At 69.0% G+C, this 17,457-nt stretch carries 10 protein-coding genes and 1 pseudogene; 6 read left to right on the forward strand and 5 right to left on the reverse strand.

The annotated features are described in order from the left end of the window. Positions 1-4 precede the first annotated feature (4 nt). A complete protein-coding gene (locus tag QRX60_RS20010) occupies positions 5-1,816 on the reverse strand; it encodes an HEXXH motif domain-containing protein (RefSeq protein ID WP_286002282.1) in 1,812 nt (603 codons plus the stop codon). A 396-nt stretch (positions 1,817-2,212) separates the two neighbouring features. Here QRX60_RS20010 and QRX60_RS20015 point away from each other — a divergent pair, with 396 nt between their 5' ends. From QRX60_RS20015 to fxsT, 4 genes are all read left to right on the forward strand, one after another. Continuing rightward, entirely contained in the window at positions 2,213-3,103 is an 891-nt protein-coding gene (locus QRX60_RS20015; RefSeq protein ID WP_286003650.1) for an effector-associated domain 2-containing protein, read from the forward strand. Between the two features lie 127 nt (positions 3,104-3,230). After that, positions 3,231-4,760, forward strand: a complete 1,530-nt coding sequence (locus QRX60_RS20020) for a VMAP-C domain-containing protein (RefSeq protein WP_286002283.1) — start codon at positions 3,231-3,233, stop codon at positions 4,758-4,760. Further along, positions 4,738-5,787, forward strand: a complete 1,050-nt coding sequence (locus tag QRX60_RS20025; RefSeq protein WP_286002284.1) for an AAA family ATPase — start codon at positions 4,738-4,740, stop codon at positions 5,785-5,787. The genes QRX60_RS20020 and QRX60_RS20025 overlap by 23 nt, the downstream gene beginning before the upstream one ends. A gap of 1 nt (position 5,788) precedes the next feature. After that, on the forward strand, positions 5,789-10,069 hold the full coding sequence (gene fxsT / locus QRX60_RS20030) for an FxSxx-COOH system tetratricopeptide repeat protein (protein WP_286002285.1): 4,281 nt from the start codon (positions 5,789-5,791) through the stop codon (positions 10,067-10,069). A gap of 5 nt (positions 10,070-10,074) precedes the next feature. Here fxsT and QRX60_RS20035 read toward each other — a convergent pair whose 3' ends face one another. The 3 genes and pseudogenes from QRX60_RS20035 to QRX60_RS20045 form a co-directional block, all read right to left on the reverse strand. After that, positions 10,075-11,871 carry an HEXXH motif domain-containing protein gene (locus tag QRX60_RS20035; RefSeq protein ID WP_286002286.1) on the reverse strand — a complete coding sequence of 599 codons (1,797 nt, stop codon included), beginning with the start codon at positions 11,869-11,871 and terminating at the stop codon, positions 10,075-10,077. 18 nt (positions 11,872-11,889) lie between these two features. Beyond that, positions 11,890-12,081, reverse strand: coding sequence for a hypothetical protein (locus QRX60_RS20040; RefSeq protein ID WP_286002287.1), 192 nt, complete (start codon positions 12,079-12,081; stop codon positions 11,890-11,892). 285 nt (positions 12,082-12,366) lie between these two features. Further along, positions 12,367-13,544, reverse strand: a pseudogene (locus QRX60_RS20045) (TetR/AcrR family transcriptional regulator). 149 nt (positions 13,545-13,693) lie between these two features. Between QRX60_RS20045 and QRX60_RS20050 the strand changes: the two are divergent. After that, a complete protein-coding gene (locus QRX60_RS20050; RefSeq protein WP_286002288.1) occupies positions 13,694-14,905 on the forward strand; it encodes an acetyl-CoA C-acetyltransferase in 1,212 nt (403 codons plus the stop codon). Positions 14,906-14,913: 8 nt separating this feature from the next. After that, positions 14,914-17,085 carry a 3-hydroxyacyl-CoA dehydrogenase NAD-binding domain-containing protein gene (locus QRX60_RS20055; protein WP_286002289.1) on the forward strand — a complete coding sequence of 724 codons (2,172 nt, stop codon included), beginning with the start codon at positions 14,914-14,916 and terminating at the stop codon, positions 17,083-17,085. 52 nt (positions 17,086-17,137) lie between these two features. On the opposite strand, the gene QRX60_RS20060 is transcribed toward QRX60_RS20055, so the two are convergent. Continuing rightward, positions 17,138-17,443: an antibiotic biosynthesis monooxygenase family protein gene (locus tag QRX60_RS20060; RefSeq protein ID WP_286002290.1), complete on the reverse strand. Its 306-nt coding sequence runs from the start codon at positions 17,441-17,443 to the stop codon at positions 17,138-17,140. Positions 17,444-17,457: the final 14 nt, after the last annotated feature.

Consider the following 17,457-nt stretch of genomic DNA (forward strand, 5'->3'; position numbering starts at 1 on the left):
CTCTTCAGTGGGTGAACCGGCCGATCCAGCCGGCGACGGTTTCGACGTCGGGGGTGACGCCCGCACTCGCGCGGAGTACTCGGTGCACCGCCCGGACCAGTTCCGGGCGGTGTAACAAAGCTCGTGCGGCCGGTCCTGTGCCGCGCGCGGCGAGGGCCAGCCCAAGGCCGACGATCGCGGTCGGCCCGCCCGGGTTCGCCACCAGCAGGTGTCGGTAGCCCTCCACCGCCGACTCGATGGCTCCGCCGAGCAACGCCAGATCGGCTTCGGTCGCGCCGGGAACCCGGGGGCCGTGTTCGGCCAGGGCGGTGCTGCCGTCCCGGCCCAGCCGGAGCCGGATCAGGTCGGTCCGGGCGTCGGTCCAGCTGCCGTCCGGAACTGGCGTGGGCGTCCGCGACTCCGGTAGCTTGCCGAGCTTGGGCCACGAATCCCCGTGGCGCCAGGCCTCGGCAAGAGCTGAGACGGTACCGGCGTCCGGGCGCAGGTGCCGGAGGCGCCAGGTCGCGTAGTGGTCGAGTGCGGAGGTTCCCGCCCAAGCAGCGGGACCGGCCGCGACCGGTTCCTCCTGCCAGGGAGCGAGTTCGGTCGCGATCCCGTCGAGGAACCGGCGTCCGGTGTCGGTCAGGCTTTCGTCCTGACGCACCGCGCGCAGGGTTCGCCAGGACGCCGATCGCCAGAGTGCGAACTCGAACGACGCCAGCGTGTTGTCCGGTTCGGCCGCGGCCAGTGCCCGCCAAAAGCCGGTCACGCCGAAGAACGCGTAGATCCCGTGCAGCACACCACCGATCGGACGCGGATCGTCTCGCCAAGGTACGTACAACCGCTCGCGGGGATCGTCGGTGTGCAGGGTGGCGAGGTGCTGGACGCCGCCGAGCCGAATGTGCTGGAACTCGTGGACGAGCGCGGCGGCGAGCTGCTCTGAATCGCCGCTGTACGCCACGATCGCACTGCCGAATGCTTCTCCGGTGGAAGCGCTGGGTAGCCGGAAGGCGACGGCCGGGGCCGGTACCAGCGATTCGAGTCCCGCCGGCAGGGCCTCAGCCACGTCAGGCAGGTGCGTGGCGAGAAGATGCCACGCGTCATCGACGACGGTGCGCCACGATTCGACTTCCAGTGCCGTGAGCCGCTTCGGCAGAATCGGTTCGTAGAGGCCGCGGTAGGGATCGAGGTCGTCGAGCCTGATCGAAAGCCGCCGGTCACCGTGCCAGCTCGTGATCCGGCGGACGGGTTGCCAGCCCGCGGTTTCGACGCTCAGATCGTCCGGTAGCCGGACCTCGGTGTGCCGGTTGCGAACGACGAACCCGTCGTCCCCGGCCGACATTCGTGCCACCCCGAACGGTTCGCCGGTACGCAGCCGGACCATGCCGAGCGTCGGCAGTGACACGGTTCCCTGCCAGATCGGGAGCTCAGCCTCGAAGCGGGCCCCGGCACGGACGGCCGCGGCGGCGGCCAGGCAGTGCACGTGGCCGAGGTGGACCCAGAAGGGGCAGACGCCGGTCACGTCCTGGCGGCACAACCGCGTGGTGTAGCCGGCCCAGCTCCCGGTGTAGGGATGGGCGAGAATCGTTTCGACCGCGGCGGGAGCCTGCTGCTGAATCCTGGCCAGCAGCTCCCATGCCCATTCGGGAGACGGGAGCGGCGCGGAAACCCCGGGGGATTTGGCCGCCTGGTCGATGATTCCCCTCAGCAGGAGCAGCCGTCTGCTCCGCTCGGTCGCACGAAGGTGCCGCACCAGCGCCGGACCGCCGCCACCGCGGGCGAACGCGTCGAAATCGGTCCACGACAGGTGGTGGGGGACCAGTTCGTCGGGAGTCACGATCAGTCGACTCGCCGGGCACCTTGGCTGCCACTCGCCGTCACCGGGATATAGGAAACCCGCTCCGTCACGTGTCGCAATGCTTCGCGCAATTCGCTGCCGTCCAGGGTGCGAAGCTCCGAGAGAGGGACACCGCCGAGATCGAGGACCGCGGATTCGATTCCCGCTTCCGTACTGGAGCGTGCAGCATGCATCGCGATTCCCCTCTCGCAGGGAGAACGGACCCCGTCGGCCCACTTCGCATTGTCCCGCATTTCCGGCCGTTGCGACAGGGACGGATGCCGTGCGCCGTTCGGACGACGACGGTGGCGTACCGCGACTTCGGTCGAGCATGGCCGTGGACGGCGTGACCTGTGACAATGAGAGCTGCCGCGAACTCGGGGAGGTCCGGTGGTCATGGACTCGGCCGCGTACCACAAGACGATCATGGCGCTGGACATCGCCGGTTACAACGACCCCAAGCGCACCACGGCACACCGCCTGGTCGTGCACGACGGGTTCTGGAACCTGCTGCGCACCTCGTTCGCGGAGGTGGGTGTGCCCTGGGACGTCCTCTTCCAGGAGAACACCGGTGACGGTGCGATGATCCAACTGCCCGCCCAGGTGGCGAAAGCGGACCTCGTGGCCGCGTTGCCCGACCGGATGCTGGCGGAACTGCGGCGCTACAACGCGGTGCACGCCGAAGAGGCGCACGTGCAATTGCGCGTGGCGTTCCACGCCGGCGAGGTCTACCAGGCCAGTCACGGCACGGTCAGTGACGCGACCAGCCACGCGTTCCGCTTGGTGGATGCACCGGAAGCGAAGAGTGCCTTGAAGAGGTCCGGCGCGGCACTGGCGCTGATCGTTTCGGATTCGTTCTACCAGGACGTCGTGCGGGCCGACCCTGCTGCGGACGCCTCCTCCTACCACCGCATCCGCGTTTCGGTCAAGGAAACGAAGACGGAAGCTTGGCTGCGTTTACTGGGCGCGGCCGTCAACGGGTTCCCGGCGCGTGAATTGCCGCAACCGGTCGTGGCGGAGGCATTTTCGACGTTGGTGGACGCGTTGCTGGCGGTGCCGTGCGTCCGCAAGGCGGAAAGCCGCCACCTGCTGCTGGACCTGTTTCCCCGCCGGGAAATCGCGGACGTGGTTCCGCACCACGCCGAAGACCGCCTGCACGTGATCGCGCTGGCCAGAACGTGCCAGCGGTTCACCCGTGGCCTTGCTGACCTGCTGGACGCGATCAGGATGCTGGAACCGGAGTCCCCACAGGTCGACGCTCTCGCCGCGATCATCGAACGGTTGTGACGCACCGGTTTTCGATCGGCCGCCGCGGTTCGCGCCACCTTGTGTCCACCTTTTGCCCCTATTCCGCCCGGGAACGATGGGTAAAATCACGGGTCCCGGGCACCCGGGCGGGGAGGTGGTTCGTCAGGTGTCGGCCGGTGAGCAAACCCACGGACCGGGCCGGGAGCTGCATCTCCCGTCCACGGTCCGAGTAGCGGTCCGGGAGGCGATCGTCAATCTTCTCGCCAACGCCGGACTGGCCGCCGACCGGCCCGGCCGGTCACTGATGCTGGAATTGATTCACGACAACCTCGGGTTCCCGCTGACGCTCTCGGAACACGCGACCGGGCGGGATCAGCTGATCGATGTCGTCAACGCCTGCGCCCGCGCGGACGGGGGGATGCACGCGCTCGATCAGGCCGTACGCATGTTGCGGCCGGGTTCCCCGGAATCCGAGCTCTTGCATCGGCTCGTGCACGAACCGCGGATGCACGACCTCCTGCCGGATTCCGAATTGTCGTGGCTGCGTTCCGTGCTGAGGGGATTCACCCCGTCCCGGCTCGGCATCCTCGTCCGGCGCGCGGCGAGCCCGGCGACGTGCCCGGCCGCCGATCCGGGCGACGCGTGGGAGGCGTTCTGCCTGCTGACCGAGCTCAACACCCCCGCGCACGGGCTCCCGCCGGCGCTGGCCTTCGTCGAGCTCGTCGCCGCGAAGTGCGCGCGCCCGCTCGGTGACGAACTGCGGGAATGGAACACCTGGCAGGCCCGGCGGGTGCAGGGTGAGGCGCGGTTGCGCGAACTTCGTACCGAACGCGAGCACAACGGCGGCGGTGAACTCCGTCTGCACCTGGTGATCATGGTGGAACCGGACGGGATCGACCCCGACCGGCACGTGGTTTCCCATTGGCGCCAAGAGGATCCCCAGGAGTGGCCACCGGCCAGAGGCGGCATCGCCACCATCCGCGGCGCGGACCTGGAATATCACGTCGACCAGCTGATCGTCGACGCGGAACGGGCTTGGTCGGAATACCGGGAAGAGGTGGCGCTCGAGTTCGTGCTGCCGCGGGCGCTCGTGAACCTTCCGGTGCACCGGTGGTGCAAGGAGCACGAAACCGGGGACCCCCGGCCGCTGTTCCTGGACTATCCGATCGTCATCCGCTCGTTGGAGCGGATGTTCTCCCGGCAATGGCATCGGGCGTGGCGAATCCGCTGGGAGGCGATGAGCGGAAATCCGTCCGCTGAGCGGGTGTACTACTGCTCGCCGCAGGACACCGCCGGGCGTCATCGGCTCGACGCGATTCTCAGCGACGGGAAGTGGCTGATGATGGTTCTCGCCGGTCCGCCGCCGACGCGGCCGCGCCCCGGCGGAGACGAGATGGCGACGGGTCTGCGCTCCGGGATTCCCGTGCTGCTCTGGCACCCCGACGCCGCCACCGACGTGTTGCACGAGGTCGTCGCGTGGCTCCTCGACGGCGGCGGTCTCGGTGACCTGCCCGCACGGACGCAGGATTCCCGGCGGGCGGCCTTTCGCGAGGTGACCAATCCGGTCGACCTCCGGATCGCCCGTGATCTGGTCGTCCTGTGGGACGACCCGAGCAGATTGCTTTTCCTGGACGAAGGTCCTTACCTGCCGGACGCGATGCGGGAGGATTCAGATGAGCGCGGTCGAGCATCCTGAGGTGCCGGACTGGTGGATCTACCGCGGCACCGGCCATCCCCGGACCGGCGGTTCGCTGGCCGACCTGCTTCCACCGGCGCCGCCGTGGCGCGCGTTCAACGGTGGGCCGGTGCCGGCCGAGGACGTCGTGCCGCAGGACGAGGGCGAGGCGGACCGGCGGCTGGGTTCCGAGCACCGGCTGCTTGCCCGGCACGTCGACCCGCACGAGATCGACATGGTCAACGCGGCGCTGTACCTGCGTCGTCCCCTTCTGGTGACCGGTCGCCCGGGAAGCGGGAAGTCGAGCCTCGCGTACCGGGTCGCGCGGGAGCTGGGGCTGGGCCGGGTGCTGCGGTGGCCGATCACCTCCCACACCACCCTCAAGGCCGGTCTCTACAACTACGACGCGATCGGCCGCGCCCAGGCGGCCGGCGCCCGCAGCGACCGACGGGACGGCGACCACGAGCCGCCGATCGGCGAGTACCTGCGGCTCGGCGAACTCGGCACGGTCTTCCTGCCGCGCCGGCAGCCACGCGTACTGCTGATCGACGAACTGGACAAGAGTGAGGCGGATCTGCCCAACGACCTGCTCAGCCTGTTCGAGGACGGTGAGTTCCTGATCCCCGAACTGGCGCGGATGCGCAGCCGTGAAGTCGCGGTCTTCACGGCCGACCCGGATGTGAAGGCCACGATCTCGGACGGCCGGGTCCGGTGTCGCGCGTTTCCCTTCGTGGTGATCACCAGCAACGGCGACCGCGACTTCCCACCGGCCTTCCTGCGCCGGTGTCTCCGGCTCGAAATCCAGGACCCGGACATCGAACAACTGGCCGCGATGGTGGCGGCGCACGCGCTCGACCCGAGCGACGCCCATCGGTCCCGCATCATCGAAGAGTTCGTCAGCCGCAGCGAGGCCTTCGGCGGGTTGCCGGTCGACAAGCTCCTCGAAGCGGTTTACCTCGCGACTTCGGGGGCATACCGCGACGAAGGTGAGTCCTGGCCCCGGTTGGTGGACGCGATCTGGCGGCAGTTGAACTCCGTGGTGCCGTGAGATGGCCGGGGAGCCGTCCAAACGCCCGTCCCACGTCGGGGCCCTGTCGTGGAGTGAAGTCGCGGACGCGGTCTGGCTCGCGGCGGTGCTCGGGGAGCCCGTGGCGCGGCAAGCCGGCGAATCGGCACCGGAGTCCGGCCCGCCTGAGCCGAAGTCGTCGCCGGAGCCGCCGCACCCGGAACCCGAGCCGGCTCCGGTCGCGGATCCGCCGGCGCCTTCGGCCAGGGAACCGGAACCGGTCACCAGGCGTCGGCACCGTCCAGTCGTCGGAGGGTTCGCACGGGACGTCCCCGGGCGCGGTGACCGGTCGGCCGGGAACGGTCGGCCGCCGAGATCGTCGACGATGCTCGGTGGTCCCGACATCCTGCGGGCCCTCCGGCCGTTGAAGCAGCTGCGTCCCTCGTCGCGGGAGGACGATGTCCAGCTGGACGAGGAACTGACCGCTGAACAAGCGGTCCAGGACGGTCTCTGGCTTCCGGTGCTCAAACCCGTCACGACGACCCGTGTTCTCGACCTGACGGTGGTGGTCGACGCGGGGTCGTCGATGGCTTTGTGGCAGCCGGAAGTCCGGTCGTTCCTCAAGCTGGTGCAGCAGCTCGGAGCGTTCCGGACGGTCCGGATCCGGTATCTGGAAACGGAAACCCGGGCGACCGATGGCTCTCTGGCTCCGGTGCTGCGTGGCGGCACCCCGGACGCGCCACAGCACAGCGTGGCCGAACTCCTGGACTGGTACGGCGACCGGCTCATGCTCGTCCTGACCGACGGGGTCGGCGAGGCGTGGCGACGCGACCTGGTTTCGCCGCTGCTCGCGCAGTGGAGCGGGGGCATGCCGGTCGCTCTGGTGCACCTGCTGCCCCAGCACTTGTGGAAGAAGGCCGGCATTCCGCTGCATCGGGCACTGCTGACGTCACCCGGTCCGTTCCGGCCGAACCGCCGTTACGGGTTCGACCTGCCGGACGTCTGGATGACCATGGCGGACCCCGAAAAGGCCGTCAACGGCGCCGTGCCGGTCCCGGTTCTCGAGCTGGGCGGGCGGTGGTTCAGCTGGTGGGTGCGGCTCATTTCGCGCTCGGTGACCGAAGCGGTGCCGGGCACGGTGTTGCTCGCGCGTGACCAGCCGATGCCCGAGACGGGGGACGACGATGAACCGGTCATGACGCCGACGGCCCAGGAGCGGGTCCGGCGCTTCCTCGGTGCCGCGACGCCGCCGGCGTTCCGGCTCGCGACCCTGCTGGCCGCGGTTCCGGTCAGCCTGCCGATCGCCCGGTTCGTCCGGGCGGAACTCGTGCCCGAGGCCGACACGTCCCACCTCGCCGAGGTGTTCACCAGCGGGCTCCTCGGGCCGCAGACGGACCGTCCGGACCTCACCGGGGACGACGCCGTCTTCGAGTTCCCGGCTTCGGTCCGCGAGGCTCTGCTCACGACCGGACGGCGCTCGGAGACCGTGCAGGTCGTCATCGCGGCGGGAGAGCGGTTCGGCGAGCAGCACCCCGTTCTGCTGAGGATCGCGGACGCGCTGGCCGATCCCGACCGGGCCGCCCTGCCCGAAGAGGGTGCGGACGTCACCCTCGAGCGCGTGGTGATGCGCGCCCTTTCCGGGCCGTACGCCTGGCGCGCCGAACGGCTGCACGAGTGGGAGCGCGAACTCGCGGTCGCAGCGGAGGAGAGCGGCGACGCCGGGGAAGACGAGGACGGCGTGGGCCCGCCGGCCACGGTCGAACCGGAGGTCGCGGACGAACGGCTGGTCGCGAACGTCCGGGAGGAAGCCGCCACCTCCCTGCGCCGTGTCCGGCGGATCACCACCGATGCACCGGTGATCTGGGGCGCGGTCCCCGCGCGCAATCCGGAGTTCGTCGGCCGCCGGGATCTGCTCGACCGGCTCGGTGCGAGCCTGGAATCGGCCGACAGCGCGATCTTGCACGGGCCGGGCGGCCTCGGCAAAACCCAGCTCGCGGTCGAGTACATCTACCGGCGGCTCCGTAACCACGACCTCGTCTGGTGGGTCAGCGCGACCCAGGAGAGCCAGATCCGGGCGTCCTTGATGGAATTGGCCCGGCAACTGCGCCTGCCGGGCGCGGACGAGACGGTCGCCGCGGTACCGGCTGTCCTCGCCGCGCTCCGGGCCGGCCAGCCGTACCGTCGCTGGCTGATCGTTTTCGACGCGGCCGATGACCCCGAGTTCCTCCTGCCGTTCCTCCCGGTTGGCGGGCCGGGGCGGATCCTGGTCACGGCACGCGACGCCGCCTCCGGCACCTTCCCTGCGGAGCCGATCGAGGTCGACCGGTTCTCCCGCGCCGAGAGCATCGACCTCCTGCGCCGGAGGGATGGCACGGTCACGATGGCCGACGCCGAGGCGCTGGCGGAGAAGCTGGGTGACTTGCCGATCGCACTGGCCCAGGCCGCGGCCTGGCGAGCCGAGACCGGGATGCCGGTCGCCGACTACACCCGGCTGCTCGACGAAAAGATGGCTGAGCTGCACACCTTGTCCCCACAGCAGACCGACTACGAGATCTCCGTGACGGCGGCCTGGAACGTCTCCTTCGACGGGCTCTCGACCCGCAACCCCGCCGCACATCAGCTGCTCCAGGTGTGCGCGTTCTTCGCCGCCGAACCGGTTTCCCGCAGCCTGTTCGCCGGGGTTCGCGGTGTTTCGATCGCGCCGGAGCTGGACACCGCGATGCGCGATCCGGTCCTGTTGGACCGGGCACTCCGGGAGATCAACCGGTGCCGGCTGGCAAAGCTGGACCACCGCAGTGGCACCTTGCTCCTGCACCGGCTCGCGCAGTTGGTGCTGCGGGCGATGATGACGGACGAGACCCGTACGCGAATGCAGCACGGTGCCCACCTCCTGCTCGGCAACCTCGATCCGAACGACCCGGAGGCGGCCCGGCAGTGGCCGCAGTACCAGATGGTGCTGCCGCACCTCCGGCACGCCGAGCTGATCGACTGTGACGATCCGTGGGTCCGGCGGTTGGTACTCAACCTGATGAAGTTCCTGTACTTCTCCGGTGACCACGTGGGCGCGCTCACTCTGTCCGAAGAGGTCGTCGCCGCCTGGACGGAGCGGTACGGTGCTGAGGACCCGCAGACGCTCGCCGCGTCGGAGCAACTCGGATTCGTGCTCTGGGTGCTCGGCCGGTACGAGGCGTCGTCGGAGGTCAGCAGACGGACGTTGCGGCTCTACCGGCGGACCTTCGGTCCGGAGTCGGAACAGGCGCTGGGTGCCGAAGTGCTGGTGGCGACCGGACTGAAGTCCAGCGGCGACTTCTTCGCCGCCCGTGACCTCAACCGGCAGACCTACGAAAAGGTCCGCTCGCTGTTCGGCGACGACGATCCGACCGCGCTCGAAGCAGCCCACGACCTCGTCGTCTCACTCCTGCTGGCCGGGGACTACGAGCAGGCTCGCTGGCTCAGCGAGGACACCTACGAGCGCCGGTCCGAGAGCCTCGGGTACGACAACTGGAAGACCATCCTCACCCTGAACATCATGATCATCTGTCGTCGCGAGCTAGGTGACTACTCGTGGGCGCGGATCGAACAGGAGAAGGTCCTGGAGCGGGTCCGCGGGCTTTTCGGTTCGGGAACCGACGGTGTAATCCGTCGTGACCTCCACCTCGCGGTGGCACAACGCAAGGACGGTTACCACGAGGCGGCGCTGACCCTGTCGGGCAGCGCGCTCGAGCGGTTCCGGCTCAAGTACGGGTCGGACCACCCCAACGCAATGGCTTGCGCGCTCGCCCATTCGATCGACTTGCGCAACGCCGGTGAACTGACGGCGTCGCTGAAGCTGGGCGAACAGGCGCTGTCGCTGTACCGGGGCAGCCTGGGTGATCGACACCCACACACGCTGGCCGCCGAAGCCGACATCGGCGTCACCCTGCGTCTGCTCGGCGATCCGGCGATCTCGCTGGCCCGGGACGAACGTGCGCTCTCCGGCCTGCGTGATCGGCTGGGGCCGGCCCATCCGCACGTTCTGGCCTGCGCGATCAACACGGCGAACGACTGGTTCGCGCTCGGCGACGTGCAGCGGTCCCTGCGGATGAACACCGACACTCTGGCGCGGTTGCGCCGGGCGCTGCCCGAGAACCACCCCACTACTCTCGCCGCGCGGCTCAACCGGGCCCTGGACCTCGAGCGGCTCGGCCGCTTCCGCGAAGCGTTGAGCCAGCACCGGGACGTGCTCGTCGTGGCCGATCGGATGCTGCGCCCCGGCCATCCCGCGATTACAGCGGCGGAGAACGCTGTCCGAGCGGAGTGCGACATCGACCCGATGCCGTTGTAGCCCGGTCAGGCCTGCGCTTCGCCGATCCAACCGGCCAACTCGTCGACCGCCGGTGATCTCCTCGCAGCGCGCAGCTCCCGGTGCACTGCGCGGACCAGTTCCGGCACGCTGAGCAAGGCGTGCGCGGCAGGCCCGGCCGGCAGGGAAAGACCGAGGCCGATCAACGCTGCGGCGTGTTCCGGATCCTGTCCGAGCACAGCGCGGTAAGCGGTTCGGGCTTCCTCATCCGAGCCGGCGATCAACCGGTGATCGCCCTCGAGTGCGCCCGGCACCTGCGACCATACCTGCGACAGCTTGATTTCTCCGTCTTGGCCTAGCCGGATCCGGATCAGGTCGGCACGGGCGTTCGCCCACTCGCCGTCCGAAACGGTGTCGAGGCGGCCGCCCGGTGCCACCTGCGGGCAGGGCTCGCCGCGCAGCCAGGCCCGGACGAGGTCGGCTGTCGCCTTCGGCTCAGGGCGGACGTGGCGGAGCCGCCAGCCAGCGTAGTGGTCCGCGGCCAGCTTCTCCGCCCAGTGCACTGCTTCGGGGGCGCCCGGTTCGGATTGCCACGGGCCGAAGACGGCGGCGAGTTCGTTCAGGAACCGTCGTCCCGCGTCAGTCAGCGCGGCGTCGTCCCGGATCGCTTCGAGGGTCTGCCACGTCTGGGCCCGCCAGTGAACGAACTCGAAGGCGGCCAACCGGTTTTCCGGCTGCGCCCGCGACAGCGCCCGCCAGAAAGCCGAAACCCCGAAGAACGCGTAGACCCCGTGCACCAAGCCTCCGAGCGGGCGAGGGTCCTCCCGCCACGGCGCGTAGAGCCGTTCGGTGCGGTCGTCGTCGTGCAGCCGCGCCAGTTGCAAGAGGCCGCCCAGCCGGATGTGCTGGAACTCGTGCACCAGGGCCGCGGCGAGGGTGGCGGGCTCTTCGGCCTCGGGCCCGGCGATGACCGCGCTCCCGAAGGCTTCGCCCGTCGACGCGCTGGGGAGCCGGAACGGGACGGCTGGGTTCGGCACGATCGATGTCAGACCGGCGGGCAAGGTCTCCGCGTACTCGGGCAGGTGCTCGACGATCAGCCGCCAAGCTTCGCCGAGCAGGTCCCGCCAGTTCGCCGCTTCGGCCTCCGTCAGCCGGTCCGGCGGAATGGGGTGGTAGAGGCCACGATGCGGGTCCAGGTCGTCGAGCCGCAGAGCCAGAACCCGGCCCTCGGACTCGAAACGGAACTCCCGGAGAGGGTTCCAGGTTGCCGTATCGGGCGCGGCCTGCGAGCGATCGCCGCTGATCATGAAGGATCCGGCCATTCCGTGCACTTCGGCAGTGGTGAACCCGCCGCCTTCGGTCAATCGAGCCGCGCCCAGCGTCGGCAGCACGACGATGTCGTTCCAGACCGGCACCCGGATGGTGAACCGCAGGCCCGCGTGGATCGCTGCGGCCGCAGCGAGCGTGTGGAGGTAGCCGTAGTGGACCCAGAGTGGGCACTCGCCCGTCAGTCCCTGCTCGATCAGCCGGGTGGTGTAACCCGCCCAGCTCCCCGTGTAGGGGTGGGCGATCACGCGCTCCAGCGCGTCCGGCTCGGTCTCCTGAGCTCGAACCAGCAGATCCCAGGCTGTCTCGACGGAGTCGAGCGGGCCTGTCACACGTCCATCTGCTTCCGCCAGGTTCACGAGACCGGACAACAGGAGCAACCGGCGACTGCGATCAGCGCTGCGCAGCACGCTCCCGGCGCTCATCCCACCGGTGCCCGCGGCCAGGTTGTCGAAGACGTCCCAGGAAATCGAGTGCAGGTCCGGTTCGGACGTCACGTGATTCTTCGTGTGCACCATGAGCTCTCGGGCTCGCCTTCAGTCGACGCGTTTGGCGCCGCCACTACCGCTCGCGGTCACCGGGATGTGTGCGGTCCGGTCCGCAGCGTGGCGAATCGAACGGCGAAACGCGACGGGATCGAGTTTTCGCAGTTCTGAGAGCGAGAACGCGCTCAGGTCGAGGAGTTCGGATCTGATCCCCGGTTGCTCATTGCCATCCGGCGATCGCATGCCGATAATTCCTCTTCCATAACCATCGATTCAGCAGGGACGGAGCGTAAGTTACCACGTCGAGCGCTGCTCCAATAGGGTGACCCCGGTTAAGTGTTTTCGCTGGCAACAGGGTCCTGGGGCCAAATTTTGATCGAACATGTATTCGATGATGAGGTTGACTTGTCGGGCGTCGCCGAATTAGACACGCTGTGTTATGAAGGGGTTGCTCTTGGGTACGGCCGGGGAGGCGTAATTCCCGGTTGATTGTCCCTTTGTCGCGACAATGATCTTCTGCTGCTGCGTCTAGTCTGCGACGTCGAGAATCGTGTGCAGGAGGACTGTCAGCTCGGCCTCGAAGTGGGGCCGGGTTGCCACCCGGCGGGTGCGGGCCAGGTCGTTTGCGATGGTCAGGGCCGCGTGAACTGTGATCTTTGCCTCTCGGGGGGGCAGGTCCGGCTGCACCGCCGAAAGCAGTGTGACCCACTGGGTGACGTAGTCCCGTTGCACTCGCAGCAAATCCGCCTTGTCCCGGTCCGGCATCGTCACGCGGTCCGCCGAGAACGACACCAGCAGTTCCGGCGTGTGCAGGATCGTGTGCACGTACGACCCCGCCAGGCGGCGCAGTGCGGAGACCTCGTCCGGTGCTTGCAAGGCACGCTCGGCCGCCAACGCCAGCCGGTCCGCTGCTCGGTGCCCGATCGCCACCATCAGCGCGGCCTTGCTGGGGAAGTGGCGGTAGACGCTCGGGCCTGCGATGCCCGCCGCCGCTCCGATGTCCTCCATGCTCACGTCGTGGAAGCCGCGTTGGGCGAACAGGCCCGTCGCCGCCGCCAGGACCTGCTCGCGGCGGGACGGAGTACCAAGGCTCACCCCCGGCGATGACGGCGGTGAAGACGGCGCCGGCAGTGTGGCGTTGAGCACACCGAGGGCCAGCTCGACCAGCAGTGCGGCGAACCGGCGGCGCGCCACCGACGTGTGGTGGACGGACACGCTCCCGAACACCGACAGGGCTGCCCAGCACAGCAGCTCGGCGTCCTCGGCGGGTAGCTCGGGCCGCTGGACGAGCAGCGCCTTCGACCACGATGCCAGCGCCAGCATGGACCGGCGGGCGATCTCTCGCTGGTCTTCCTTCGGGAGGTGACGGCCTTCCCAGCGCCACAGCGCCGCGATCTCCCGGCGCTCGACGGCTTGGGCCGCGAGGCGGGTGAGCAGGGCTTCCAGCTGGTCGGCGGGGGAACGGAGTCGGACAAGGCCTCCGCCGTCGCCGCCTCCAGGTCCTCGAAGCCGCTCAGGACCACGTACGCCAGGATCGCCTGCTTGTCCGCGAAGTGGCGGTACAGCGCGGGGCCGGTGACGCCCGCCGCGTCCGCGATGTCCTTGATGCCGACCCCGGGGAAGCCGCGCGCGCGGAACAGCTCCGCCGCCACCGCGGCCAGCTGGGCCTTGCGGTCGCGGGGTCGCGCACTACGGGCTTCGGTCATGGTGAAAGAACGATAGCGGCTAACGGCACACCTGCAACCCATTGACACCATGGGGTTATCCGGCGATATGTTAATGGCCATTAGCCCTACTGGCCGGTACCATCGGCCACGGTACGAAGACGTCCCACACGCTCGCGAGGAGTTGTTCTGTGAGTAGCGAGGCCTACATCTACGAGGCGATCCGCACGCCTCGCGGCAAGAACAAGGGCGGTGCCCTGCACGGCACCAAGCCGGTCGACCTGGTGGTCGGCCTGATCGAAGAGCTCAAGGTCCGCCACCCGAACCTCGACCCCACGGTGATCGATGACGTCGTGCTCGGCGTCGTCTCCCCGGTCGGCGAGCAGGGCGCGGTCATCGCGCGCACCGCCGCGCTGAACGCCGGTCTCCCCGAGACCGTCGCCGGCGTGCAGCTCAACCGCTTCTGCGCCTCCGGCCTGGAGGCCACCAACACCGCCGCGCAGAAGGTCCGCTCCGGCTGGGACAACCTGATCATCGCCGGCGGCGTCGAGTCGATGTCGCGCGTGCCGATGGGCTCCGACGGCGGCGCGCTGTTCATGGACCCGACGACCGCGTACGACAACTACATCGTCCCGCAGGGCACCGGCGCCGACCTGATCGCGACCATCGAGGGCTTCTCCCGCGAGGACGTCGACCGCTGGGCCGTCCGCTCGCAGGACCGCGCCGAGGCGGCCTGGTCCGGCGGCTACTTCGCCAAGTCCGTCGTCCCGGTCAAGGACATCAACGGCGTCACGGTCCTCGACCACGACGAGCACCGCCGCCCCGGCTCCACCGTCGAGGGCCTCGGCAAGCTCAAGCCCGCCTTCGCCGGCATCGGCGAGCTCGGCGGCTTCGACGCCGTGGCGCTGCAGAAGTACCACTCGGTCGAGAAGATCAACCACGTCCACACCGGCGGCAACTCCTCCGGCATCGTCGACGGCGCCGCGCTGGTGCTCGTCGGTTCCGAGCGGATCGGCAAGACCTTCGGGCTGACGCCGCGCGCCCGGATCGTGGCGACTGCGTCGATCGGCTCCGAGCCGACGATCATGCTCACCGGCCCCACGCCGGCCACCGAAAAGGTGCTGAAGACCGCGGGCCTCAAGCCCGAGGACATCGACCTGTGGGAGCTCAACGAGGCGTTCGCGTCCGTCGTGCTCAAGTGGATCAAGGACCTGCACCTCGACGAGGAGAAGGTCAACGTCAACGGCGGCGCGATCGCCATGGGCCACCCGCTCGGCGCCACCGGCGCGATGCTGGTCGGCACCGTGGTCGACGAGCTCGAACGCCGCCAGGCGCGCCGCGCCCTGGTGACCCTGTGCATCGGCGGCGGCATGGGCGTCGCGACCATCATCGAGCGGGTGTGAGGAAAGAAATGGCCGAGAGCAAGACCATCCGCTGGGAGCAGGACGAAGACGGCATCGTCACCCTGACCCTCGACGACTCGAAGCAGTCGGCGAACACCATGAACGCCGACTTCCGCGAGTCGCTCGGCGTGACCGTCGACCGCCTCGAGGCGGAGAAGGACAGCATCACCGGCGTCGTCATCACTTCCGCCAAGAAGACGTTCTTCGCCGGCGGCGACCTGAACGACCTCATCCAGGCCAAGCCCGAGCACGCGGTCGAGCTGACCGAGGGCAGCGCCCTGATGAAGGGGCAGATGCGCCGCATCGAGCAGCTCGGCAAGCCGGTCGTCGCGGCGATCAACGGCGCCGCGCTCGGCGGTGGCCTGGAGATCGCGCTGGCGACGCACCACCGCATCGCCGCCGACGTCAAGGGCAGCCAGATCGGCCTGCCCGAGGTGACGCTGGGCCTGCTGCCCGGCGGCGGCGGTGTCGTGCGCACTGTCCGATTGCTGGGTATCCAGAGCGCGCTGCTGAACGTCCTGCTGCAGGGCCAGCGCCACCGCCCGGCCAAGGCGCTCGAGCTCGGTCTCGTGCACGAGCTCGTCGGCACGGTCGAGGAGCTCGTCCCCGCCGCGAAGGCGTGGATCAAGGCGAACCCCGAAGGCGGCGTCCAGCCGTGGGACGTCAAGGGCTACAAGATCCCGGGCGGCACCCCGTCGAACCCGAGCTTCGCGGCCAACCTCCCGGCGTTCCCGGCGAACCTGCGCAAGCAGATCAAGGGCGCGAACATGCCGGCGCCGCGGGCGATCCTGGCCGCTGCGATCGAGGGCGCGCAGGTCGACTTCGACACCGCGATCCAGATCGAGACGCGCTACTTCATCCACCTCGCCACCGGCCAGGTCTCGAAGAACATGACGAAGGCGTTCTTCTTCGACCTGCAGACGATCAACTCGGGCGGCTCGCGGCCGGACGGCTTCGAGAAGTACACCGCCAAGAAGGTCGGCGTGCTCGGCGCCGGGATGATGGGCGCCGCGATCGCGTACGTGTCCGCGAAGGCGGGCATCGACGTCGTCCTCAAGGACGTCTCGCTCGAGGCGGCCGAGAAGGGCAAGGGCTACGCGGAGAAGCTGGAGCAGAAGGCCCTCTCGCGGGGCAAGACCACGCAGGAGAAGTCGGACGCGCTGCTGGCGAAGATCAAGCCGACCGGTGACCCGGCCGACTTCGCGGGCGTCGACTTCGTCATCGAGGCCGTGTTCGAGAGCGTCGAGCTGAAGCACAAGGTGTTCGGCGAGATCGAGAGCATCGTCAACGCCGACGCGGTGCTGGGCTCCAACACCTCGACGCTGCCGATCACCACGCTCGCCGAGGGCGTGCAGCGGACCGAGGACTTCATCGGGATCCACTTCTTCTCGCCGGTGGACAAGATGCCGCTGGTCGAGATCATCTGCGGCGAGAAGACGTCGCCGGCGACGCTGGCGAAGGTCTTCGACTACACGCTGCAGATCAAGAAGACCCCGATCGTCGTCAACGACAGCCGCGGCTTCTTCACCTCGCGCGTCATCGGCACGTTCATCAACGAGGCCGTCGCCGCGCTGGGCGAGGGTGTCGAGCCGGCGTCGATCGAGCAGGCGGGATCGCAGGCCGGCTACCCGGCGCCGCCGCTGCAGCTGATGGACGAGCTGACGCTGACCCTGCCGCGCAAGATCCGCAAGGAGACCCGCGAGGCGATCGAGGCCGCGGGCGGCACGTGGAAGGCGCACGCGTCCGAGGCCGTCATCGACCGGATGCTGGACGAGTACGACCGCAAGGGCCGCTCGACGGGCGCGGGCTTCTACGAGTACGACGACGAGGGCAAGCGTGTCGGCCTGTGGCCGGGCCTGCGTGACGCGTTCAAGTCGGGCTCGGCGGAGGTGCCGTTCGAGGACCTCAAGGAGCGGATGCTCTTCGCCGAGGCGCTCGAGACGGTCAAGTGCTTCGACGAGGGCGTGCTGACGTCGGTGGCGGACGCCAACATCGGCTCGATCTTCGGCATCGGCTTCCCCGCGTGGACCGGTGGCGTCATCCAGTACATCAACCAGTACGAGGGTGGCCTGCAGGGCTTCGTGGACCGGGCGCGTGAGCTGGCCGCTCGGTACGGCGACCACTTCGAGCCGCCCGCTTCGCTGGTCGAGAAGGCCGCCAAGGGTGAGATCTACGAGTAAGCCGTGAGCCGTGAAGGGCACCCGTCATGGACGAGGTGCCCTTCACGGCGTTTCACAGCGAGACGGCGACTTCCGCGTGGCTCACGTGGTCGTCCCAGTGGCTCAGCGCTCGCCGCGCGTCGTCTTCGAGCACGGCGTGTTCGTAGCTCTCACCGGCGAAGCCGCGTACGGCGTCGAGGTCGGTGAAGAACGTGATCGAGGTGAACTCGACCTCGGTGCCGTCTGCTCGGCGCAGCAACCGGGCGCCCTGGAAGCCGGGTACGTTCCGCAGGTGCCGCGCCACTTCGGTCTCGTAGTGCCGCTGGTAGTCGTCGGCCGTCTCGGCGGGCGCCCAACCGCGCCAGGTCCGTGCGATCATCGGTGCCCTCCCAT

Source organism: Amycolatopsis mongoliensis, assembly GCF_030285665.1.
Classification (GTDB): domain Bacteria; phylum Actinomycetota; class Actinomycetes; order Mycobacteriales; family Pseudonocardiaceae; genus Amycolatopsis; species Amycolatopsis mongoliensis.

Excerpts from the sequence above, each read along its gene's own strand:
- QRX60_RS20025 (WP_286002284.1), top strand. The coding sequence starts at position 4,738 with ATGAGCGCGGTCGAGCATCCTGAGGTGCCGGACTGGTGGATCTACCGC.
- QRX60_RS20035 (WP_286002286.1), bottom strand. The coding sequence starts at position 11,871 with ATGGTGCACACGAAGAATCACGTGACGTCCGAACCGGACCTGCACTCG.
- QRX60_RS20040 (WP_286002287.1), bottom strand. The coding sequence starts at position 12,081 with ATGCGATCGCCGGATGGCAATGAGCAACCGGGGATCAGATCCGAACTC.
- fxsT (WP_286002285.1), top strand. The coding sequence starts at position 5,789 with ATGGCCGGGGAGCCGTCCAAACGCCCGTCCCACGTCGGGGCCCTGTCG.
- QRX60_RS20060 (WP_286002290.1), bottom strand. The coding sequence starts at position 17,443 with ATGATCGCACGGACCTGGCGCGGTTGGGCGCCCGCCGAGACGGCCGAC.
- QRX60_RS20055 (WP_286002289.1), top strand. The coding sequence starts at position 14,914 with ATGGCCGAGAGCAAGACCATCCGCTGGGAGCAGGACGAAGACGGCATC.
- QRX60_RS20015 (WP_286003650.1), top strand. The coding sequence starts at position 2,213 with ATGGACTCGGCCGCGTACCACAAGACGATCATGGCGCTGGACATCGCC.